Raw genomic sequence first — 21,813 nt, 5'->3', positions numbered from 1 at the left:
GGACCTTAGTCGGCGCGGGCGGCGGGGCAAGGGGTAAGATCAGGTCGGCGCAGCCCAGCCGTGACGCCCGGCCCATGCGAGGGCCAGTTGCGGCCAGACGGCTGCGGGTTTGCCTGCGATGAGACGGATGCCGAACCCGTGGCCGCCCGCCTCGAACAGGTGCGCCTCGCAAGGAACGGCGGCGGCGCGCAGGGCCGCGATCAGTTGCAGGCTGTTCGCGACGGGCACGGATGCGTCGTCCATGGCGTGCAGCAGGAAGGTCGGCGAACAGTCGGTCCAGTCCATCCGCTCCAGCGAATAGCGCGTGATCGCCTCCGGCGTCGGGGTCTCGCCCAGCAGCTCACGCCGCGAACCCGCATGGACATGGGGGTCGGCCATGGTCGCCACGGGATAGAGCAGTATGGACAGATCGGGTCGGTGCGACCCGGCATCGGCCTCGTCCACGGCGGCATAGGTGACGTCTGCGCGCGCCGTCAGCATCCCGGCCAGATGGCCGCCGGCTGAAGCCCCGAGGACGGCCACCCGCGTGGGGTCCAGACCCTGGGTGACCGCCTGTGCCCGGATCAGCCGCAGGGCGCGCTGGGCGTCCTGCAGCGGCGCATCCGGCCCCGCGGACCAGCCGTCGCCGGGCAGGCGATAGCGCAGCACGAAACAGGTCACCCCGGCTGCGGCGAACACCCGGGCGCAGTCCAGCCCCTCCTTGTCGACCACGGCCCATCTGTAGCCGCCGCCGGGGATCAGCAGCAGCGACGCCCCGTTCGGCCGATCGGGTCGCAACACGGTCAGGATGGGGTCGGTGGTGTAGCGGGCGAAACGGTCGTGAAAGGCCGGATCGGTCGACCGTTCGGTGACCTCAGGCGTCACCGTGACCCGCTCGCCACCGGGGGCGGCCCCGGGCCACAGCCGGATGACCTCGGTCGGATCAGGCGGCGCGATCTGCGGCGACACCTGTGTCCGCGCGGCGGCGGGTCGGGCTGTCGCGGCCAGGGCGGCGAGCCCCAGGGCGGTTCGACGGTTCAGGGTCATCGGGCGGCGCTCCTGACGCCGAAGCTAGGCCCTCAATCGCCGGTCGCCAAGGCGAACAGGCGTCAGACCAGCTCGACGGCCAAGGCCACGGCCTCGCCGCCGCCGATGCACAGGCTGGCCACGCCCTTGCTGCCGCCGCGCGCCTGGAGCGCCGCCAGCAGGGTGGTCAGGACGCGGGCACCCGAGGCACCGATGGGATGGCCGAGGGCTGTGGCACCGCCGTTGACGTTCAGCTTCGCCCGGTCGATGCCGAGGTCGCGCATGGCGATCATGGCGACCACGGCGAAGGCTTCGTTGATTTCCCACAGGTCGACGTCATCGACCGTCCAGCCGGCCTTTTTCAGGGCCTTCTGCATCGCTGGGACGGGGGCGGTGGTGAATAGGCCCGGCTCATGGGCGTGGGCGGCATGGCTGACGATGCGGGCGACGATCGGCAGGCCCATGGCCTTGGCCACGCTCTCGCGGGTCATCACCAGGGCGGCCGCGCCGTCGGAGATCGAGCTGGCGTTGGCGGCGGTGATGGTGCCGTCCTTCGAGAAGGCGGGCTTCAGCGTCGGGATCTTCTCCGGCATGGCCTTGCCGGGCTGTTCGTCCTCGGTGATCGTCACGACGCCCTTGCGGCCCGTGACCTCGACCGGTGTAATCTCGGCCTTGAAGGCCCCCGAGGCGATGGCCTCCAGCGCCCGGCTCAGGCTCTCAAGCGCGTATTCGTCCTGGGCCTCGCGGGTGAACTGATAGGTGCGGGCCGAGTCTTCGGCGAAGGCTCCCATCAGCTTGCCGGGCGTATAGGCGTCCTCCAGCCCGTCCAGATACATGCTGTCGAGGATGGCGTCGTGGCCGATCCGGGCCCCGCCACGGTGTTTGGTCATCAGATAGGGGGCGCCGGTCATGGACTCCATGCCGCCCGCCACGATGACGTCGGCGCTGCCGGCCAGGATGCTGTCGGAGGCCATCATCACCGCCTGCAGGCCTGAGCCGCACATCTTGTTGACGGTGGTCGCCTCGACATGCTGGCCGAGACCCGCGCCGATGGCGGCCTGACGGGCGGGGGCCTGACCGAGACCGGCAGGCAGGACGCAGCCCATGTAGATCTGCTCGACCCTGGCCGGATCAACGCCGGCCCGCTCGACCGCAGCCCGGACAGCGGTCGCGCCCAGCTCGGTCGCCTTGACGCCGGACAGGGCTCCCTGGAAGCCGCCCATGGGCGTGCGGGCGAAGGAGACGATGACGACGGGATCGGACATGGAAGGGCTACCCTTGGCAGGAGGAATTGCGCGGCTGGATGGGCCGGGGCGTGGGGAAAGGCAAGGGGGCTCAGGCGGCCTCTTCGCCGGCCCGTTCCCGGGGCATCATCTCGCCGACGGTCGGGCGGTTCTCGGCCGTGGTCAGCAGGATGTCGCGCGGTTTGACGATCTCGTTGCAGTGGCCGCAGGCGATGCGCGGAGCCAGGTCGTGACCGCAATCCCTGTGGATCATGGAGACGCCGGAATCGGCATTGCCATAGACATGTTTGGCCCCCCAGCCGTGCAGGGTGACCAGGACGCCGTAAAGGTCCTTGCCCTTGGCGGTCAGGACATACTCGTTGCGGGGAGGGCGTTCGGAATAGAGCCGGGGCTCCAGCACACCATGCTGAACCAGGCTCTTCAGCCTGGCCGCCAGCACATTGCGGGCGACGCCCAGCCGCTCCTGCCACTGTTCGAAGCGACTGACGCCGTTGAAGGCGTCGCGGATGACCAGCAGGGTCCAGGGGTCGCCGATGACCTCGAGCGTGGCGGCGATCGAACAGCTCTGTCGTGAGTAATCTGCGGTGCGTCCCATCCTGCGAAAGTGACCTTGCGTCAGCCGTTTTGCAAGAGGGTTGCCAATCTGAACGGACTGGGTCAGTCTTGTTTGGCTACGGACACGCTGCGGCGTTTCCGGATCCCTCGACTTCGGGCGGGGGTTTCCCCGCTTCCGCCCGCCTTTCCCGCACGCTAGCAAGACCGCATGACCGAGCAGACCCTCGCCGAAGCCCTGGCCCTGACCGACGATGGCGAAGGCGGCCTGACCGCCCGACTGACGAGCGGCTTTTCCAACGCCCCGCAATCGGTCCCGCAGGAGCGCGGCGCGCCGTTCGGCGGCCTGATGGCGGCACTCGCAGCCGGCGCCATGCGGCAGGGGCTGGGCATCGAGACACCCCTGCAGTCCCTGACCGTCCAGTATCTGGCCGCGGCCCGGTTTGAAGACGCGGTCTTCACACCCACCATGGACCGGGGAGGGCGCAATGTCGCCTATGCCTCGGTCACGGGCGGACAGATCGACCGACCCGCCATCCAGGCGCTCGGAACCTGGGGGCGCGACGTGCCGGGACCGGTGCTGACACCACTGACGGCTTCGCCGATACCGGTCGGGGATCTCGACCCGACCCCGCTGGATCCGCTGTTCGGCCCCTGGTTTACCCGGCATATCGACCATCGCTTCGTCGACGGTCCAAGGCTGTTCGGCGAGAACGCCGGCCGGTCGCCCGAACTCGGCTGCTGGATGCGGACCATCGACGCCGCCCCGCTGGACGAGGCCCGTCTGCTGTTCCTGCTGGACGGCCTGTATCCGACGTATTTCACGGCCTTTCCGGCCCCGCCGAATGTCGCGGCCAGCGTCGACCTTCGAGCCGATCTGCTCACCGCAATGACACCGGAGACCTCGCCGGAGGGGTGGGCCTATTTCCACTTCACCAGCCGCGACGTCGGCGGTGGCTGGGCTGTGGAGGATGGCGTCGCCCATGCACCCGACGGTCGGCCCCTGGCCCTGGTGCGCCAGCGCCGGAAGCTGATGCCGACCCGCGGCTGACCTTGCAGGCCAGGACGCCGTCAGGCGACGGCGGTGGTTGTCCTGATGAATCCGCCACCCAGTAGCCGGTCCGGATCGGCCGGGTCATAGAGGGCACAGGCCTGGCCGGGGGCCACGCCTTCCTCGCCGGTGGCGAAGGTCACGCCGACGGTGCCGTCGACCCATGACAGCCGGGCCGGAGAGGGCGGACGGGTCGAGCGCACGCGGGCCAGCACCGGCGCCCCGGCCTCCGCCGCCGCCTCGATCGAGGCCTCGTCGCCGAGCCAGTTGGTCTCGTCCAGCGTCAGGGCGGCGGTCCGCAGGGCTTCGCGCGGGCCGACGATCACATGGCGCTTCACCGGGTCCAGCCGGGTCACGAACAGGGGTTCGCCCACGGCGACGTTCAGACCCCGGCGCTGGCCGATGGTGTAGTCGGTGATGCCTGCATGGCCACCCAGCACCCGGCCGTCCATGTGCACGATCTCGCCGGCCTCGCGCCCCTGGGGCCGCAGCTTGTCGATCAGGGTGCGATAGTCGCCGTTGGGCACGAAACAGATGTCCTGGCTGTCCGGCTTGGCGGCGATGCGCAGGCCCAGGCTCGCGGCCACGCCCCGCACCTGCGGCTTCTCCAGATCGGCCAGCGGGAAGCGCAGATAGTCGAGTTGCTGCGCCGTGGTGGCGAACAGGAAATAGGACTGGTCCCGCGAATGATCGACCGCCTTGCGCATCTGGGCGCGGCCGTCGACGACCGAACGGCGCACGTAGTGGCCCGTAGCCATGGCCTCGGCCCCCAGATCACGGGCGACGTCCAGCAGATCGCGGAATTTGACCGTCTGGTTGCAGCGGATGCAGGGCACCGGCGTCTGGCCGGCCAGATAGGCGTCGGCGAACTGGTCGATGACGGCGTCGCGGAACCGGCTCTCGTAGTCGAGGACGTAATGGGGGATACCCAGCATCTCGGCCGCCAGCCGGGCGTCATGGATGTCCTGACCGGCGCAGCAGGCACCCTTTTTCTTCAGTGCCGCGCCGTGGTCATAGAGCTGCAGGGTCACACCGACCACTTCATAGCCCGCCTTGTGCAGCAGGGCGGCGACCACGGTGGAGTCCACCCCGCCCGACATGGCCGCGACCACACGCGATCCGACCGGCAGGCCGACAGCCGCGCGCGCGGACGCGATCGCCGCATCCATGTCGGCCTGAGACGACATGGGAGCGATGGTCGGAACCGGGCAGATGTCCTCAGAGAGGGTCATGGCGCGCCATGTAGTGCGAAAGCGGCGCGAATTCGAGGCCGGTCCGCAAACGAAAACGGCCGCCCCCGTCACCGGGAGCGGCCGTGATCTCGTCGGAGCGGTCGCCCTAGGGGCGGCCGTAGTGCTGGATCCGCGTCGTGCGCAGGCCCTGCATGCCCCATTTGTCGATCGCCTTCTGCCAGGCCAGAAACTCCTCGGCAGTCAGACGGTAGCGCGCGAGCGCGTCTTCCAGACTGATCAGCCCGCCACGCACGGCGGCCACGACTTCCGCCTTGCGGCGGATAACCCAACGGTCGGTATTGGCCGGAGGCAGGTCGTGAAGCGTCAGGGGAATCCCCGTCGGCCCGACCACGTATTGTTCGCCCTGATTATTCAGGCGTCGCTCTTGCAACATGGGCTTATGCCTCATTGACCACCACTACTATGATCGAACCATAGGGGTCGGCGGCTAAGGGCCGTTTAAGCGTCGTGGTGAAGGAAAGGCTAAAAAGCCCTCCGTCCACCCGCTCAATATTCAACGAAAGATTCATTGAGGTTTACGCTCTGTTACTTGGTTATCAGCGTTTGATGCTGATAAGCTCAGACAGCATTTCGTCTGCAGTGGTGATAATCTTGGACGACGCTGAATAGGCGCGCTGGGTGGTAATCAGTCCGGTGAACTCTGCGGACAGGTCGACCGTGGAAGACTCAAGTTGCGAAGCGCCGATCTTGCCGGCCCCCCCGGTCCCCGCCACCTTCAGGTTGAAGGTGCCGGACCCCTGGCTGACGTTGTAGGCGTTACCCGAGGTCTGGCTCAGGTTGTCAGGGCTGGGGAAGGTGGCCAGGGCGATCTGGGCGATCTTCCGGGTGACGCCGTTATCGAAGACGGCGGTCACGAAGCCGGTCTCGTCGATCTTGATCTCGGACAGATTACCGAAGGCGGTGCCGTTGGTCAGGACGGCCTGCACCACAGACCCGCTGTCGTACTGCGTCAGGCCACCCGTTGCCGCGGTCAGATCGAAGGTCACATCCTGGGCGTCGATACCGAGGTTGGGAGCCCAGGCCACGACGCCGGCGCCCGGCGCGCCCGAGTTCGAGGCCGCGAAGCTCAGCGTCGCAGCGGCCACGTCCGGGAACAGGGCGCTGGCTCCGAGACCGGCCATGGCGGCCACATCAAGGCGGCCGTCCTGGGTAAAGGCGACCAGGCCGCTCCTCAGCTGGCCATTGGTAAGCCCAGCTCCGGTGACGACATCCGAAGCGGGGATGGCCCGGATCTCTGCGAACCACTGGTTGGGTACGGTGCTCTTCAGGAAGGAAAGCGCCACGGTCCGCTGCCCGCCCTTGGAATCCGACAAGGGGATCGTCAGTTCGAAGTCAGGCTTGACGCCCGCGTTGGTCTGGGGGTCCCACATGGCCATCGAGTTGGTCGTGGGGTTGTAGGCATTGGGACCGGGAGGAGCCAGGGCCGCGTCGATGGCCTCGGCCGCGAGCGGCTGACTGGACCGGAGGTTGGCGTTCAGCTGGATGCGGGTCGTCGCTTCCGCCGTGCCGCCGACGGACCCCACGTTGACGGTGCGCAGGCGGTTCAGGTCGGACGGGTCCGGGGCGGTATTGCCGTCCGAGTCGACGGGCCAGCCCTGGAGGTAAAGCCCGGCCGTGTTCCTGAGGTAGCCCAGGTTATCAAGGCTGAAGGCACCGGCGCGGGTGAACATGCGGGTGTCGGTGACCTGCAGGTTCTCGGCCCGCTCGGTGACCACAAAAAAGCCCTGTCCGGCGATACCCAGGTCAGTGTTTGAGGTCGTGCGCTGCAGCCGGCCGTCCTGGCTGGTGAAGTGGCGCGCTGTGGCCATCACGCCGCCGGCGGAATAGCCCGAGCCTTGCGTCCGGGAGTTCATCACCGTCGAAAACTCACCCGTCGTGCGCTTGTAGCCGACGGTGTTCACGTTCGCGATGTTCTGCGAGATCGCCGCGAGGGCGGCGGAGTTGGCGGTCAGGCCGGATACGCCGGCCAGAAGGGCGCTGTTGATGCTCATGGCGTGGAACTCCTTACGAGAACAGTTTCATGGGATTGAGTGCGGATGCGATGGCGGCCATGGCGCTATCCGGGTCGTCATTGGCGGCCGGCGGTCCTGCCGTGGTCCGGCCCTCCCGGAGGGCGATCACGGCTGAGAGCGGCAGGATGGAGTTGCCGACTGTCAGATAGGGCACACCGTCGTACATCTCGACGCCGGTAATCCGGCCGCGGGTCAGCACCTGACTGCCGATGGCCCCGCCGGCGGCGTCCTTGGCCACGATCCGCAGGGAATAGGCCTGACCGTCCTGGCCGTCGTTTCCGGTGGTGGCCTTGCCGTCCCAGGTAAAGTCGTGGACGCCTGTAGTGCGTTCGGGGGCATCGCCGGACCAGACCACCTTGCCCGAGCCGTCCAGCACCTGCAGCGTCGCCGAGGCGGCATTGGAGGCCAGCTCATAGCTCCAGGTTGCCTCTCCATCGGTGAATTTGGTGACCGACCAGGCGGCGGTAGCGTCCTTGCCGATGTTGGTGGCAGCGCTGGCCAGGCTGCCGCCGCCCTGGGCCTCGAGCATTCCCTTCAGCAGATCGTTGGTCAGCAACTGCTGCTCCACGCCGGCCATCTGGGTCAGCTGGGCGGTGAACTGGTTGGAATCGACCGGCGACAGCGGGTCCTGGTTTTTCAGCTGGGATGTCAGCAGGGTCAGGAAGGTCTCGAAATTCGAGGCGAGCATGGTCGAGCCCGCACCAATCCTGCTGGCTGCGGTGTTGGGCGTTGTGTTGACGGCGTCGACCATCAGATCAGACCTTCATGTCCACGCCCGAGGGCGAGAGGGAGAGCGCCAGCCAGCGCGGCGGCTGGGCGACATCGATTTCAGAGTTGAGACGCGAGGCGGCCGCGAAGGCGCGCGACGAGCCGTTCCGCCTGTCGTCCTGACCGCGGTCAAAGGCGCTGGAGCCGCTGTCCCGGCCGGTAAACTCGAAGGCGTCATCGGCCAGCTGGAAACCGGCGTCCTCAAGCTGACGCCGCAGTTCGTCGGCGCGGCCCTTCAGATCGGTCGCGGCGGCCGGGTTGTCGAACGCCAGGCGAGCATTCAGGCGACCCTCGGAATCGATGTCGAGCTTGACGTCGACGCGGCCGAGTTCGTCGGGCGTCAGGGCCATTTCGAACCGGGTGGACCGGCCTTCAAGCCGACGCAGGATCTGGGCGGCGATCTGGGCCGTCGCCTCGACTGTGGCGCGCGACAGCTGGGACAGTCCGGTCTCGCGCATGCCGGGGGTGTTCTGGACGGAGGCCGCCGTGCTTTCGAGTGGAGGCAGGGGCTCCGACCCGGCGCCTTCGGCCTCGCCGCCGGCGGCGATGTCGCCGGGAATCGGCGCGGCGGTGAATTCTGCCGGACCAGTCGCCGGCTTGATGTTTGCGGCCGGGGCGGGCGGCAGGGTCGTGGGCACCGGTCGGGCCGGATCCTTCGGTGCGGATCCGTCCCCGGTCGCGGCCAGGGTTTCGACGGGTCCCAGCAGCCGTGGGTTCCGTTCCGCCGAGGGACGAAGCGGCGGGGGCGGGGCCGTCGGAGGCAGGGTCAGGGGCACAGGCGTATTGCCGGTGCGGGCCCGGGCGTCGACGGCCGCGGTCGCGGCCGCGGGCGGGGCTTCGGCCACGGTCACCCCGGTGTCGGACGTCTCCGCCGTCAGGACGGGGGCCTCGCGCAACGGGGGCTGAACTTCAGGCCGGGGGGGTTTGGTGGCGACAGGTTTGTCCGAGGGCAGGGGCGTCGTGGTTTGCTCGCGGGGCTGAACCTCGGGGGCGGCTGTCTTTCCGGTCAGTGTCTTTTCGACCGGAAGCGGGGTTGTGGCTTGCGTGCCCGGCGGATCGCCGGCCGCGGCGTCGCCGGATCCTTGCGCCCATCCGTCCGGCATGACCTGCGCCTTGGGCGAGCCTTCTTCGGCGGCTGTGGACGACCCGTCCACCGCGACTTTGGACGATCCGTCCTCTGCGGCCGGAAGAACCAGGGGCACCGGCGGTGCCATGGGTGTTTGAAGGAAGCCCGCCGCAACGGCTCCATCAAGCCCGACATCGACCTGCACCTCGGTCGACTTCCCCGCTTCGGTCGATGTCTCCGCCTGGGTCGACGTCCCCGGCTCGCCCGGGCTCTTCGTCGCGGGCGCCGACTCCGGCTCACCCGAATAGGTCGCCAGCAGCTCCCCGAAGCCGGACATGGCCTCGCCCGAGCCTGACGCCCCCTGCGGGGCAGCCGGGACGGCTGGGGCGATGACGGACAGCAGGCTGAGTTCGGACATGGTTGCCGGGAAAGCCGTTCATGGAGGGGAGGGGGGACGAGGGCGCCTGCTGCGCCGGACATTCGAGGCCCACTGCGCAAGTCGCGGGCCAAACGGACCGCGTCTCGTAATATTCAGAAAACAAACAGAAAAGAGTCCGGGCCCGGCTTTCGATCACCGATGTGGCTCAGTCGAAACTTGCCGCGTGGAGACGTTTATTGCCCGGCGCCGGCGGTCGGTCGGCACGGCCTCACGGATCCGGCATGGGTCTGGCCCGGTCCTTGCGCGCCCTGCCCGGCATGACCCAGGCGAAAAACGCAAGAACGCGTAAATTCAGTAGCTTGTACGGGCCGCAATCGCGGAATGCCGGGCAAAAAACGCGCGTCGAGTGGCAGGGCTTGCCGGGTATCGTGACTTTGGAGGTCTTCGGATGTCCCTGAACGCCATCATGAACACTGCAAGCTCAGGCCTGCAGGCAGCCCAGACCCAGCTTCGCATCGTCTCCGACAACGTCTCCAACGTGAATACGCCCGGCTATGTGCGCAAGGTCGGCGAGCAGCGGAGCATGACCAGCCAGGGCATGGGCGCTGGCGTTGAGGTGGGGCGCATCCGCCTGGCCACCGACCGGTTTCTTCAGGCGGCCAGTCTGAACGCGGGGGCCGAGTCGGCGCGCATGGGCGTGCGGCACGAGCTCTATGACCGTATCCAGTCGCTGTTCGGTGACCCCGGCGGCGACGCCGGCTTTTTCGCCAAGGTCGACGCAGTCTTCTCCACCTTTGCGGCCACGGCCGAGGACCCGACGTCTTCGCCCCGGCGACAGGACGCCCTGTTCCGCACCCAGGCGCTCTTTGATGAGGCCGGCCGGATCTCCGGCCAGATACAGGCGGTTCGGCAGGACGCGGACGGCCGGATCCAGAGCGCCGTTGAACGGGCCAACAGCCTGCTTGAGCAGATTGACGGCCTCAACATCGAGATTTCCCGCGCCATGGCCGTCGACGGCGATCCGTCGGGGGCTGAAACGGCCCAGATGAACCTGATCAGCCAACTGGCCGAGTTGATGGACATCCGGGTTGCGGGCCGGACCGGGGGCGGGGTGTCGATCCGGACCGGCGTGGGCGCGCTTCTGGTCGGCCAGGGCGCGGCGACCCTCGAGTACAGCCGCGCGGGAACGGTCACCGGGGAAACCGCCTTCGGAGAAGTCTATATCACCGAGCCGGGTGGGCAGAAGCGGCCCCTGCTCGACAGCCTTGTCTCCGGCGAGATCAAGGGCTTGATCGAGCTGAGGGATGTCGAGGCTCCCGCCGCTGCCGAACGACTGGCCGAGCTGGTGTCTCATGCGGCTGATGAGCTGAACCGGGCCCACAACGCCAACTCCGCCGTGCCGGCGCCGACCCTCCTGACCGGCCGCAATGTCGGTCAGTCCTTCCAGAGCGCGATTGCCGGGTTCTCGGGGCAGACGACCGTCGCCGTGACAAACGCTGCCGGCGTGATCCAGACCCGGGCCAATATTGTCTTCTCGGGTGCGACCATGACGGTCAACGGCGTCGCCGCGACGCCGACGACCTTTCTCGGCGTCCTCAATGCCCAGTTGGGCGGCGCGGCAACGGCCAGTTTCAACAACGGCAAGCTGACCCTGGCAGCGACCGGAACCAACGGCGTCGCCATCGCCGATGACGCCGCCGCCCCGTCCGCCAAGGCCGGCCGGAGTTTCTCCCACTATTTCGGTCTCAACGACCTGGTGTCCTCGGACCGGCCTGCCTTCTACGACAACGGCCTGACCGCGGCCTCGCCGCACGGCTTCACCGCCGGAGAGACGCTGACCCTCCGCTTCTCCGGCGAAAACGGCTCGCGCCTGCGGGAGCTGGAGATCGCGGTCCCCGCCGGCGGCACGGTCGGAGACCTGGTCACTGCGCTGAATGATCCGGCAACCGGGGTTGGCCGTTTCGGAGCCTTCTCCCTGGCCGCTGACGGGTCCCTGTCCTTTGTCGGCACCGCCAATCCGGCACCGACGATGACGGTGGTGCAGGACCGGACGACACAGGTTCCGTCAGGCGTGTCGGTGACCGAGCTTTTCGGTATCGGCGGCGGCGTGCGCGCCTCGCGGGCTGATGGCTTCGCCCTGCGATCGGATATTCGACAGAGCCCTTCCAAGCTGGCGCTGGCGCGGCTGAACCTCTCGGCGGCCACGGGAACGCCAGCCCTCAGCATCGGTGACGGTCGCGGTGCCCTCGCCCTCGCCGATGCGGGCCAGAGGGCGGCGAATTTCCAGGCGGCCGGCGGATCCTCGGGCGGCTCGATTTCCGTCTCCCGCTATGCCGCTGAGCTGTCGGGCGAGATCGGCGGCAATGCGGCTTCGGCCAGAAGTCGCATGGAGACGGCAAGCGCCCTCGCGACCGAGGCAAACGCCCGGCAGAGAGCCGAGGAAGGCGTCAATCTGGACGAGGAACTGGTGCTGATGACGACCTATCAGCAGGCCTTCAACGCCTCCGCCCGGCTGATACAGGCGGCCAAGGACATGTACGATACGCTGATGGGGATAGTCTGATGACCCGCGTCGCCACCTTCGGAAACTATCAGTCGGCCCTGCTCGAGCTGATGAGCGCCCAGTCCCGGGCGGCGGAGGCCCAGGAACGGGTCTCGACGCAGAAGAACGCCACTGATCTGACCGGCTTCGGCCGGCAGTCGGAAACCCTGACGGCCCTCAAGGGCGCGCAGAGCCGGATCCAGGGCTTCCTCGACACCAGCGAGGCCGTGAGCGCGCGGCTCACGACCCAGGATCTGGCCCTCGGCCAGATCAATGACTCGATCTCCGGTGCCCGCGAGTCGCTGGGCAATGCGATCGCCACGGACTCCGGGGCCGCACTGATGCAGGATCTGGAAGGTCGGTTCCAGGCCATGCGAGGTGGGCTGAACATGCGGCACCTCGGTAGCTACCTGTTCGCCGGTGCCTCGACCTTCACCCAGCCCGTTGCGGCAGACAGTATGGCTGCCCTGGCCGCTGCGCCCGACGTCCCTTCGCTGTTCAGCAACGATACGCTGAAGACCGCCAGCCGCGTTGCCGAGGGAACGACGCTGGAGACCGGCTTCCTCGCCAATGAGGTCGGCTCCGATGTGCTGAGTATCCTGCGGGACATCCAGACCTTTCATACCACGCCGGGATCCGGCCCACTCGACGGTCGGCTCACCGCGCCGCAGAAGGCCTTCCTCACGACCCAGCTTGGCCGGCTCGCGGCGGCCGGGGCCGAGGTGGTCAACAAGATGGCAGGGACAGGAACCTTCGCAAACCAGGTCGAGAGCCTGACCCGGAGCCAGGAGGCGCAAAAGACCGCCCTCGATGGGCTGGTGGCCGGCCGGACAGACGCTGACATGGCGAAAGCCATCACGGATCTGCAGCTGTCCCAGGTCGCCATCCAGGCCTCGGCCCAGGTGATCAGCCAGTTGCGGCAAGTTTCCCTTCTCAACTATCTGAACTAAAGAAACATTCTGCGGCAGGATCACGCCGGTCTCCCGGTAGCGTCGCCGTAAAGGTCCCGGCCCGGGTTGGTCGGCATGTCATGGCGGGGCCGGTTCGGTTCGGGGCAGCGGTGCCCGGAACCCGGCGCATTCCTGAAGAAATGAAGACGGCGCGGGCCTTTCCGGGACCCTCAATCGACCAAAACCGTGGCTGAACGACTACGGCCGGTCTGCATTTTGACCTCTGGCCGGGCTTTGCCGTGCCGTCGGCGTAGTCAAAGCGGACGGGTCGATCTACCGTCGGGCCATGGCCGCAGCGGATTTCCAGATCGAGGACGGTTGGCCGGGACCGACGCTCCGGCTGTCCGGCGACTGGACAGCGACCGAGCTGGGCCGGATTTCGCGCCGTCTTGACGAAGAGCTCCGGGATCGTCCCGTGCACGCGGTGGATCTGACGGATCTCGGCCGGTTTGACACAGCCGGAGCCCTGGCGATCGTCCAGGCCGGCAACTGCGTCCTGCCTGCTTCGGCCTGGGCCCAGCGGCCCGGAGCCGGGCGCACCTATGCCATGGTCGAGAGGCTGGAGCGCGAAAGCGCCGGACCGGCCCGCCGGTCAGCGGGCTGGGTTCGCTTTTTCAGCAAGGTCGGACGGGGTGTTCATGACATTCTCGACGAGGCGGCCCTGTCGATGGCCTTCCTCGGCCGGCTGGTCGTCGCCTCAGGCGCAGCGCTCCGGCCGGGCCGTATCCGCTGGGCGGCCTGGTTCAGCCAGGTTGAACGCGCCGGGCTCGACTCGATACCGATCGTGGCCTTGACCAATTTCTTCATCGGCGCGGTGATCGCCTATCTGGGTGCCAATCTGCTGACCCAGTTCGGTGCCGGGGTTTATACGGTGCAGCTGGTCGCGGTGGCGACCTTGCGTGAGCTGGCGGTCCTGATCACCGCGATCCTGCTTGCAGGCCGTTCCTCCTCGTCCTTCGCCGCCGAGATCGGCGCGATGCGTATGAACCAGGAGGTCGACGCCATGCAGGTGATGGGGGTCAACCCCTTCCAGGCGCTGGTTATCCCGCGCCTTGCGGCCATGCTGCTGATGCTCCCGCTGCTGACCTTCATCGGTATGCTGGGCGGTCTGCTGGGCGGGATGCTGGTGACCTGGAGCGAGCTCAGCTACGGCCCGTCCTTCTTTGTCCAGCGCATCAGCGAGGACCCGGACATGGGCACCCATCTGCTGGTCGGGATGATCAAGGCCCCTGTGTTTGCGGTGGTTATCGCCACCATCGGCTGCCGCCAGGGCATGGCGGTCTCGGGCGATGTCGAGAGCCTGGGTCGGCGGGTCACCGCCGCCGTGGTGCAGGCCATCTTCGCCATCATCCTTCTGGATGCCCTGTTCGCCATGATCTTCCTGGAGCTCGACCTGTGACCCCCGCAGTGGCTCCGGCGGCTCCGGCCAAGGTCACCGAAAACCTGATCGAGGTGCGCGGCCTGCTGAGCCAGTTCGGCGATCGTGTCATTCATGAGGGGCTCGACCTGACGCTGGAGCGGGGTGAGGTGCTGGGCGTCGTCGGCGGCTCGGGCACCGGCAAGACCGTGCTGCTGAACTCGATCATCGGACTGAAGGAGCCCGAGGGCGGCTCGGTCAGCATCCTTGGTCATGACCGCGCGACCATGACCGAGGCGGATGAGGCGGATGTCCAGCGGCGGACCGGAATCCTGTTCCAGCAGGGGGCCCTGTTCTCGTCGCTGAGCGTCATCGACAACGTCGCCTCGCCCCTGGTCGAGCACACAGACCTGCCCGCGGCCGTGATCCGTGAGCTCGCCGAGATGAAGATCGCCATGGTCGGGCTGAAGCCCGAGGCCCACCACCTGAAACCCGCCGAACTGTCGGGCGGGATGCGGAAGCGGGTCGGCCTGGCCCGGGCGCTGGCGCTGGACCCTGAACTGCTGTTCCTTGATGAACCGACCGCCGGGCTGGACCCGATCGGTGCCGCGGCCTTTGACGCCCTGATCCGTCAGCTGTCGGAAGACCTGGGTCTCACGGTGTTCATGATCACCCATGACCTCGACAGCCTGTACGCGATCACCGACAAGGTTGCCGTGGTGGCTGACAGACACATCGTGGCCAAGGCGACGGTTCAGGAGCTGGAGCGGTCAGACCATCCCTGGATCAGGGAGTATTTCCTGGGGCCGCGTGGTCGCGCAGCCGGCAGGGTCGCCTGAGGAGAGCGGACGAGATGGAACGAGACGCCCACTACGCCGCTGTCGGCATTGCCACCATCGCCCTTCTGGCGGCGGCGGTGGTGTTCGCCATGTGGCTGGCCCGCCTGTCATTCAACAATGACTATGACGTCTATGACATCGTCTTCTACGGCCCCGTCCGCGGCCTTTCGGAAGGCGGAGAGGTGCATTTCAACGGCATCCGCGTGGGCGAGGTCACGGACCTGAACCTGGACCCCGAAAAGGGCGACCAGGTCATCGCCCGGATCCGCGTTGATGCGACCACGCCGGTGCGCGTCACCTCGCGCGCCCAGCTGGAGCCGCAGGGCATCACCGGACTGAACTACATCCAGATCACAGCCGGCAATCCCGAGAGCGCCGTGCTCAAGACCCGGTATCCGGACAATGCCGTGCCGGTCATCCAGAGCCAGCCTTCGCCGATTGCGGAACTGCTCACCGGTTCCGGCACCGTCCTGGCCCAGACCGTTGATGCGCTGGACCGGATCAACCGGGTGCTCTCGGACGAGAACATCCGGTCCTTCTCCACCAGCCTGAAGAATTTTGAATCCCTGACCAATGAGCTGGAGGCCCACAAGGGCGTGCTGGAGCAGCTGGAGCAGGCGCTGATCAAGGCCAACTCCGCGGTGGCCGAATATGAGGCGCTGGCGGTCAGCGCGCGCCGGATCATCGAGAGTGACGGACGCGAGGCTGTGGCGAATATCAACGCTGCGGCCGAGGAGGCGAGAGCGGCGATGGCCTCGATCAATCGCACCGCCTCCAATGTCGAGGGCCCGATGGACGAGTTCGCCACCACCGGTCTTCCCCAGCTTCAGCAATCGATCCAGGCGCTGGAGGAGGCGACCCGGTCGCTGGAGGGGCTGGTCGAGGAGGTCCGGACCCGTCCGCGCGACTTTATCGGCCGCGCGCCGACCAAGGAAATGGAGGTCCAGCCGTGAACCGCATCTCATTGATCCGCCCGATTGCGGTGACCCTGGCCGCGATGGCCCTTTCGGCCTGTGCCCTGCTGGCGACGCCCGAACCGGTGCAAAGCTATCGCTTCGGCGAAGCGGCACCGGCGGCTTCAGCGGCCCTGTCGGTCGCCAGTCCGACAGAGGTCACCCTGCGTCGCGTTGAGTTTCCGCAGGCCGTTGAGGGCGACAGGCTGTTGGGCGTCACGGGCACAGAGACCGCCTATATCGCCGGCGCGCGCTGGGTGTCGCCGGCGGCGGACCTCTATATGGCGAGTCTCGAAAACGCCTTTACGGCCCAGGCGACGCGGGTGCGCCTGATCGGTCCGCGTGAGCTCATCCGGGCCCGGCGGTCGCTTGATATCGACGTCCGTTCCTTTGAAGCCCGCTACGAGGCACCGGGCCGCGCACCGACCATCGTGGTCACCGCCCGCGCCCGGCTTCTGGCCCTGCCGGACCGGACCGTGGCAGCCGAACAGGTGTTCACCATCGAACAGCCTGCGACGGCCAACCGTGTGTCCGCCATCGTTGAGGCCTTCGACATCGCAACGCGGGACCTGAACACCCGGATCGTGGCCTGGACCGATGCCAGCGCCGGCTGACTAGAGGGACCGCAGCAGCGCTTCCATCCGGGCCTCGACTTCGGCGCGGCGGCTTTTCGAAACGGTCAGTTCGGTGAGTGCCCGGTCGATGCGGGTCCTGAGGTCATTGCGGACGCGGCTCATGCGTTCGCCATCGGGCCGGACGGATTTCGGCCGTTTGCCCGAAAGGCCCAGGGCCTCCTTCCAGTCGTCACGCCAGACCGTCAGGCCTTCGGCGCAGGCCTTCAGCGTCTCTGCGCTGCGGGCATCGGCATTCTGGGCACTGCGGATCAGCGGCAGGGACTGCAGGGCCGCGGCGCGACACGCCTCCAGGGCGGCCTTTCGGACGACCAGCGGATGCGGGGCGTCGCCTTCACCGGGCGCGTGACCCGCGAGCCGGGCCGAGGCGGCGGCAAGATGGGCGTCGAGGTCGGCGAGCGCCTCCCGGATCTCGACCCAGGCCTTGTCGAGGACGCCGGACCGTTGATCCGCACCCTCGACCCGTCCCGAAAGGTCTCCGGTGGTCTCTGCAAGGCCGGCGGCGGCCCGGGTCCAGGCTTCGCGGAAACCCTTCAGCCGGGCACCACGACCCTTGAACAGGCCCGCCAGCCCGCGGCGCGGCTCCAGCGCCGCCGGGTCGAGACCCTCCAGCACGGAACGGGCCTGGCTGAGCGGAGCCGCCGCGCCGGCCGGGTCGCCGGTGCGGGCGGCGGCGAGGGCGCGTCCGATGCGCTCCACGGTGGCGGCCCGGGTGGATTCAGCGAAGACCTCGACCCGGGACTCGTCCCAGGCCGCGTCGATCTCTGCGACACGCGCTGCGTCAGGCCCGGGCCAGTTGCCCTGCCAGCGATAGGCCCCGTCTGCCATCACCCATACTCCACCCCTCCGGTTCTGCGACCGGTGGAAAGACTATGACTACGACTTTGGCCCGGCGGCAACGGTACAGGTTGTCCCGGTTGTATGGCGACGGTCAGCCGAGGTCAGGCGCGATCGTATAGGTCGCCTCTGTCTTGCTCGCGACCTCTTCGAGGGTGACGCCCTCGGCCAGTTCGATCAGCTCCAGACCCGAGCCGTCCGGCTTGACGTCGAAGACGCACAGGTCGGTGATGATACGGCTGACCACGCCGGTCCCGGTCAGGGGCAGGGTGCAGGATTTCAGCACCTTGGACTGGCCGTGTTTGTTGGCGTGATCCATGACGACCACGACGCGCTTGACGCCGGCGACCAGGTCCATGGCCCCGCCCATGCCCTTCACCAGCTTGCCGGGGATCATCCAGTTGGCGATGTCGCCGTTCTCGGCCACTTCCATGGCGCCGAGAATGGACAGGTTGATGTGGCCGCCGCGGATCATGGCGAAACTGTCGGAGGAGCTGAAATAGCTGCTCTCGGCGATCTCGGTGATGGTCTGTTTGCCGGCGTTGATCAGGTCGGCGTCGACCTCGTCCTCATAGGGGAAGGGGCCCATCCCCAGCATGCCGTTTTCGGACTGGAGGGTGACCTCCATCCCGTGCGGAATGTAGTTGGCGACCAGCGTCGGAATGCCGATGCCGAGGTTGACGTAGAAGCCGTCCTGCAGCTCGCGGGCAGCGCGGGCGGCGAGTTGTTCGCGGGTACGGGGCATGGGGGTGATCCGGGTGTGGGGGATGGGGTGTGGGTGTGGGGGTGATCAATCGGTCTTGGCGCGCAGTGAGCGGATGAGGGCACCGAGGCCGCGGCCCAGTTGATCGCAGCGGCCGAGCACCGGTTCGATGTCAGTTTTCGCTGCCAAGTCGACTTCGGCAGCGATGATCAAGTGTGTCTCCAACTCCTTCAACGATCCCTGCGCGATCAAAAGATGCCTTACATAGTCCTTGCGGGTGCCTCGCCCGTATCCCTCGGCGACATTGGCCGGGACAGACACGGCAGAACGTCGGATCTGGGCGGTCAGGCCGAACAATTCATCCTTCGGGAATGTCCGCGTGATGAGGTAGCAGGTCTTCACAAGCGCGATCCCGTCGCGCCAGACAGTCAGCTCGCGGTAGGACGAAAGCGGCCTGTTCAAACCCTACACCCCACACCCCACACCCCACACCCTGATCAGGCGCTCTCCCTCTGACGAACGGTGCGTTGTTCGATGCGTTTCTCGGGCACGGTCAGGACGATGCGGTCGACATAGATGCCGGGGGTGTGGATCTGGTCGGGGTCCATCGCGCCGGTCGGGACGATGTGCTCGACCTCGACGACGGTGACCTTGCCGGCCGTGGCCATCATCGGGTTGAAATTGCGGGCGGTCTTGCGGAACTGGAGATTGCCGCGGCCGTCGGCCTTCCAGGCCTTGACGATCGCCAGGTCGGCGACGAGGCCGGTCTCCATGACATAGTCGCGGCCGTTGAAATTGCGGACTTCCTTGCCTTCGGCCACCAGGGTGCCGACGCCGGTGGCGGTGAAGAAGGCGGGAATGCCCGCGCCGCCGGCGCGGATGCGCTCGGCCAGGGTGCCCTGGGGATTGAACTCCAGCTGCAGCTCGCCGGCCAGATACTGACGCTCGAACTCCTTGTTCTCGCCGACGTAGGACGAGATCATCTTGGCGATCTGGCGGGTCTCAAGCAGCTGGCCGAGGCCGAAGCCGTCGACGCCGGCATTGTTGGAGATGACCGTCAGGTCCCTGGCTCCACTGTCGCGCAGGGCGGCGATCAGGTGTTCGGGGATGCCGCAAAGGCCGAATCCGCCGGACATCACGGTCATGCCGTCGAAGGTCAGGCCCTCCAGCGCGGCCTTCGCGTCGGGGAAGATCTTTCGCATCGCTTCCTCAAATTTTCACCGCCCGATGAATATCGGCAGCGCTCGTCCGTCCCTACCGTGGGGATGCGACACCGGCAAGGCGGACCGCGAAAAAGCCGGACCGGAGCTGCCGCTGCGCGCGGCTTTGCAGGGTCCCGGGATGGCGTCCTGTTGCGTCAGGATCGGACGGAGCCCTCCGTCACAGGCTGCTCCGGCGGCGCGCCGCGGTGACGGTAACGCGCGCCCTTGAACATCATCTTCGCCGCCTCCCAGTGGATGCCCCAGGTGACCTTCCAGGTCAGCAGGGGGTGGGTCAGGAAGGCGCGAAGCAACTGGCCGTCCGTCAGGGGGCGGCGTTGACCGGTGAAGCTGGCCGTCAGGATCGGGGTCTCACCCCGCCGGACGGCGACCACGACGGAGACCGCTTCGCCCGGCGGGCGGACGGTGAAGTCATAGGTCAGGTCGCGGTCCATGAAGGGCGAGACGAACAGCTGCTTGTCCACCGTCTGGCGGATCAGTGCGGGACCAGCCCCCTCCACCGCCTCCGGCGGTCTCCCTCCTCCGGGAGGGGGCGGAGAAGGCACGGCGACGAGATAGCTGTGGCGCTCATGGAAGGTGTTGGTGACCTCATAGAGCAGGGCGGCCAGGGCCCCGTCCGGCGTGTGGCAGAAGAAGACGCTGATCGGGTTGAAGCCGTAGCCGAGGATACGCGGCATGGTCAGCAGGCGTATCGGCCCGCCGGCGATGTCGATCCCGGCCTCTGCCAGATGACCCTCGACCTGGGCGCGCAGGGGCCGGTCCGAGCGGTCGCCATGGTCGGTGGCGCGCAGGGTGATCAACCCGAACCGCCCGCGACCGAGCAGACGCAGGCGGGACTGGAGGCCGTCCAGCGCGTCAAGGTCGACCAGCACCATCCAGACACGATAGCGCAGGCGGTGGTCAAAGGTGCGCGACCGCTGATGCACGACCTCGCCGACATAGAGGGCCGAGGCGGCGGTGTTGGCCGGAGACGCTTTCACGCCGCCTCGGTCAGCCGGTCCGGGTCAGCGGACGGGCGCAGGTGAATCCGGCCACTCTCGTTTTCGACGGTCCATGGCCTGCGCACGCCGCCCAGCTGTTCGGCAACAGCCAGCCCGGCCTGGATTCCGTCCTCGTGGAAGCCCGAGCCGAACCAGGCCCCTGCGAACCAGACATTGCGCCGGCCCTGAAGCGACCATAGCTCTGTTTGGGCGGCGACGGCGGCGCTGTCGAACACCGGGTGCTCATAGTCCCATTCGCCGATCACCAGGGCCGGATCCGGGTCCCGGGCCGGGTTCAGGCTGACGAACAGCGGCGGGCCGGGCAGGGACTGGAGTTCATTCATCCAGTAGGTCACGCCGCCTTCGCCCGCGCGGGCCGAGTAGCCCTTGTGGGTCCAGGCGGCCCAGGCCTTGCGCCGCTTGGGCATCAGGGTGACGTCGCGATGCAGGATGACGTGATTGGCCCGGTAGCCGATGGCGCCCAGAAGGCGGCGGTCGTCCGCCGACGGTGCTTCCAGCAGGGCGAGGGCCTGATCGGAATGGGTGGCCAGGACCACGGCGTCGAACCGCTCCAGCCGCCCGTCCGCGAACCGCAGGGCCGCACCGTCGAGCCCGCGCAGGACGCCGGTGATCCCGGCATTGGTGACGACCTGTCCGCGGAAGGCCTCGACCAGCCGGGTCACATAGGATCGGCTGCCACCATGCACCGTCCGCCAGGTCGGCCTCAGATCGAGGGTGAGAAGGTTGTGGTTCATGTAGAAGCGGACAAAGGAGGCCGCCGGATAGTCGGCCATCTGTCCCATTGTGCAGGACCAGATGGCGGCGGCCTGGGGCAGCAGATGGGCGTCCCGGAACAGGGTCCCGTATCCGCGACGCGCCAGATAGGCGTGCAGGGTCTCACCCGTCCGTTCCAGCTCCGCCAGATCGCGGGGCGCCTGTTTCTGGAACCGCAGGAGATCGGCGATCATCCGCCAGAACCGCGGGCTGGCATAGTTGCGCTTCTGGGCAAACAGGGCACCGATCCCCTGGCTGCAATACTCAAAGGCTCCGTCATCGATCGATACGGCAAAGGACATCATGGCCGGCTTGGTGGGCACGTCCAGATGCGCGAACAGGGCGGTCAGATTGGGATAGTTGGCCTCATTGTAGACGATGAAGCCGGTGTCGACGGCCACCGGCTGGTCCGGCGACGGGGCATCGACCGTGCTGGAGTGACCACCGAGGCGGTCGTCGGCCTCGAACAGGGTGACATCATGCGCCTGTGACAGCAGCCAGGCGCACGACAGCCCGGAGATGCCCGAGCCGACCACGGCGATCCGGCGGCCCGGGGGCGAGGGGGGCGTCTCCGCGACGAGATGAGGGGACATGCCGACTCCAACTACTGTCCGATAACATACGGTCGAATCAGCCCGGTGGATGCCGTTCATCCGGATGCCGGGCCCTGACGTAGATGTATTATTCCAAGACCTG

At 67.5% G+C, this 21,813-nt stretch carries 21 protein-coding genes; 7 read left to right on the top strand and 14 right to left on the bottom strand.

What is annotated here, in order from left to right; genetic code table 11:
• Positions 1-39 precede the first annotated feature (39 nt).
• The 3 genes from Q0053_RS02435 to Q0053_RS02425 all read right to left on the bottom strand — a co-directional run bounded on the left by Q0053_RS02435 (position 40) and on the right by Q0053_RS02425 (position 2,844).
• The gene (locus Q0053_RS02435) at positions 40-1,026 is read right to left on the bottom strand and encodes an alpha/beta hydrolase (RefSeq protein ID WP_298095523.1); all 987 of its coding nucleotides are present in this window, start codon (positions 1,024-1,026) and stop codon (positions 40-42) included.
• 62 nt (positions 1,027-1,088) lie between these two features.
• The gene (locus Q0053_RS02430) at positions 1,089-2,270 is read right to left on the bottom strand and encodes an acetyl-CoA C-acyltransferase (RefSeq protein ID WP_298095520.1); all 1,182 of its coding nucleotides are present in this window, start codon (positions 2,268-2,270) and stop codon (positions 1,089-1,091) included.
• 70 nt (positions 2,271-2,340) lie between these two features.
• Positions 2,341-2,844, bottom strand: coding sequence for a helix-turn-helix domain-containing protein (locus Q0053_RS02425; protein ID WP_298095517.1), 504 nt, complete (start codon positions 2,842-2,844; stop codon positions 2,341-2,343).
• 168 nt (positions 2,845-3,012) lie between these two features.
• Between Q0053_RS02425 and Q0053_RS02420 the strand changes: the two genes are divergently transcribed.
• Entirely contained in the window at positions 3,013-3,852 is an 840-nt protein-coding gene (locus Q0053_RS02420; protein ID WP_298095516.1) for a thioesterase family protein, read from the top strand.
• A gap of 20 nt (positions 3,853-3,872) precedes the next feature.
• Here Q0053_RS02420 and mnmA read toward each other — a convergent pair whose 3' ends face one another.
• From mnmA to Q0053_RS02395, 5 genes are all read right to left on the bottom strand, one after another.
• Positions 3,873-5,084: a tRNA 2-thiouridine(34) synthase MnmA gene (gene mnmA / locus Q0053_RS02415; RefSeq protein WP_298095513.1), complete on the bottom strand. Its 1,212-nt coding sequence runs from the start codon at positions 5,082-5,084 to the stop codon at positions 3,873-3,875.
• A gap of 106 nt (positions 5,085-5,190) precedes the next feature.
• Positions 5,191-5,478 (bottom strand): DUF1153 domain-containing protein, encoded by a 288-nt coding sequence (locus tag Q0053_RS02410; RefSeq protein ID WP_298095511.1) that lies wholly within the window; start codon positions 5,476-5,478, stop codon positions 5,191-5,193.
• 163 nt (positions 5,479-5,641) lie between these two features.
• The gene (gene flgE, locus Q0053_RS02405) at positions 5,642-7,096 is read right to left on the bottom strand and encodes a flagellar hook protein FlgE (protein WP_298095508.1); all 1,455 of its coding nucleotides are present in this window, start codon (positions 7,094-7,096) and stop codon (positions 5,642-5,644) included.
• 13 nt (positions 7,097-7,109) lie between these two features.
• Positions 7,110-7,868, bottom strand: a complete 759-nt coding sequence (locus Q0053_RS02400) for a flagellar hook assembly protein FlgD (protein ID WP_298095505.1) — start codon at positions 7,866-7,868, stop codon at positions 7,110-7,112.
• A gap of 4 nt (positions 7,869-7,872) precedes the next feature.
• Complete coding sequence (locus Q0053_RS02395; RefSeq protein ID WP_298095503.1) at positions 7,873-9,369, bottom strand: flagellar hook-length control protein FliK; 1,497 nt, start codon at positions 9,367-9,369, stop codon at positions 7,873-7,875.
• Positions 9,370-9,796: 427 nt separating this feature from the next.
• Between Q0053_RS02395 and flgK the strand changes: the two genes are divergently transcribed.
• The 6 genes from flgK to Q0053_RS02365 all read left to right on the top strand — a co-directional run bounded on the left by flgK (position 9,797) and on the right by Q0053_RS02365 (position 16,585).
• A complete protein-coding gene (gene flgK / locus Q0053_RS02390; protein WP_298095500.1) occupies positions 9,797-11,893 on the top strand; it encodes a flagellar hook-associated protein FlgK in 2,097 nt (698 codons plus the stop codon).
• Complete coding sequence (locus tag Q0053_RS02385) at positions 11,893-12,822, top strand: flagellin (protein WP_298095497.1); 930 nt, start codon at positions 11,893-11,895, stop codon at positions 12,820-12,822. Before flgK ends, Q0053_RS02385 begins: the two co-directional genes overlap by 1 nt.
• Before the next feature lie 286 nt (positions 12,823-13,108).
• Positions 13,109-14,221 (top strand): ABC transporter permease, encoded by a 1,113-nt coding sequence (locus tag Q0053_RS02380; RefSeq protein WP_298095494.1) that lies wholly within the window; start codon positions 13,109-13,111, stop codon positions 14,219-14,221.
• Positions 14,218-15,018, top strand: a complete 801-nt coding sequence (locus Q0053_RS02375) for an ABC transporter ATP-binding protein (RefSeq protein ID WP_298095491.1) — start codon at positions 14,218-14,220, stop codon at positions 15,016-15,018. Before Q0053_RS02380 ends, Q0053_RS02375 begins: the two co-directional genes overlap by 4 nt.
• A 14-nt stretch (positions 15,019-15,032) precedes the next feature.
• Complete coding sequence (locus Q0053_RS02370; protein WP_298095488.1) at positions 15,033-15,971, top strand: MlaD family protein; 939 nt, start codon at positions 15,033-15,035, stop codon at positions 15,969-15,971.
• Complete coding sequence (locus tag Q0053_RS02365) at positions 15,968-16,585, top strand: ABC-type transport auxiliary lipoprotein family protein (RefSeq protein WP_298095485.1); 618 nt, start codon at positions 15,968-15,970, stop codon at positions 16,583-16,585. The genes Q0053_RS02370 and Q0053_RS02365 overlap by 4 nt, the downstream gene beginning before the upstream one ends.
• Here the strand turns inward: Q0053_RS02365 and Q0053_RS02360 are convergent, their stop codons facing one another.
• The 6 genes from Q0053_RS02360 to Q0053_RS02335 form a co-directional block, all read right to left on the bottom strand.
• Positions 16,586-17,431, bottom strand: coding sequence for a hypothetical protein (locus Q0053_RS02360; RefSeq protein ID WP_298095483.1), 846 nt, complete (start codon positions 17,429-17,431; stop codon positions 16,586-16,588).
• 103 nt (positions 17,432-17,534) lie between these two features.
• A complete protein-coding gene (locus Q0053_RS02355; protein ID WP_298095480.1) occupies positions 17,535-18,185 on the bottom strand; it encodes a 3-oxoacid CoA-transferase subunit B in 651 nt (216 codons plus the stop codon).
• Positions 18,186-18,230: 45 nt separating this feature from the next.
• Positions 18,231-18,605, bottom strand: a complete 375-nt coding sequence (locus tag Q0053_RS02350) for a four helix bundle protein (protein WP_298095477.1) — start codon at positions 18,603-18,605, stop codon at positions 18,231-18,233.
• Positions 18,606-18,640: 35 nt separating this feature from the next.
• Positions 18,641-19,345, bottom strand: coding sequence for a CoA transferase subunit A (locus Q0053_RS02345; protein WP_298095474.1), 705 nt, complete (start codon positions 19,343-19,345; stop codon positions 18,641-18,643).
• Between the two features lie 155 nt (positions 19,346-19,500).
• Positions 19,501-20,343: a DUF1365 domain-containing protein gene (locus tag Q0053_RS02340; protein WP_298095471.1), complete on the bottom strand. Its 843-nt coding sequence runs from the start codon at positions 20,341-20,343 to the stop codon at positions 19,501-19,503.
• Positions 20,340-21,710 carry an NAD(P)/FAD-dependent oxidoreductase gene (locus tag Q0053_RS02335; protein ID WP_298095470.1) on the bottom strand — a complete coding sequence of 457 codons (1,371 nt, stop codon included), beginning with the start codon at positions 21,708-21,710 and terminating at the stop codon, positions 20,340-20,342. The genes Q0053_RS02340 and Q0053_RS02335 overlap by 4 nt, the downstream gene beginning before the upstream one ends.
• Positions 21,711-21,813 lie beyond the last annotated feature (103 nt).

Origin of the sequence: Brevundimonas sp., assembly GCF_027487935.1 — a bacterium.
Lineage (GTDB): Bacteria > Pseudomonadota > Alphaproteobacteria > Caulobacterales > Caulobacteraceae > Brevundimonas.
This window is presented reverse-complemented; position numbering and strand designations above follow the sequence as displayed.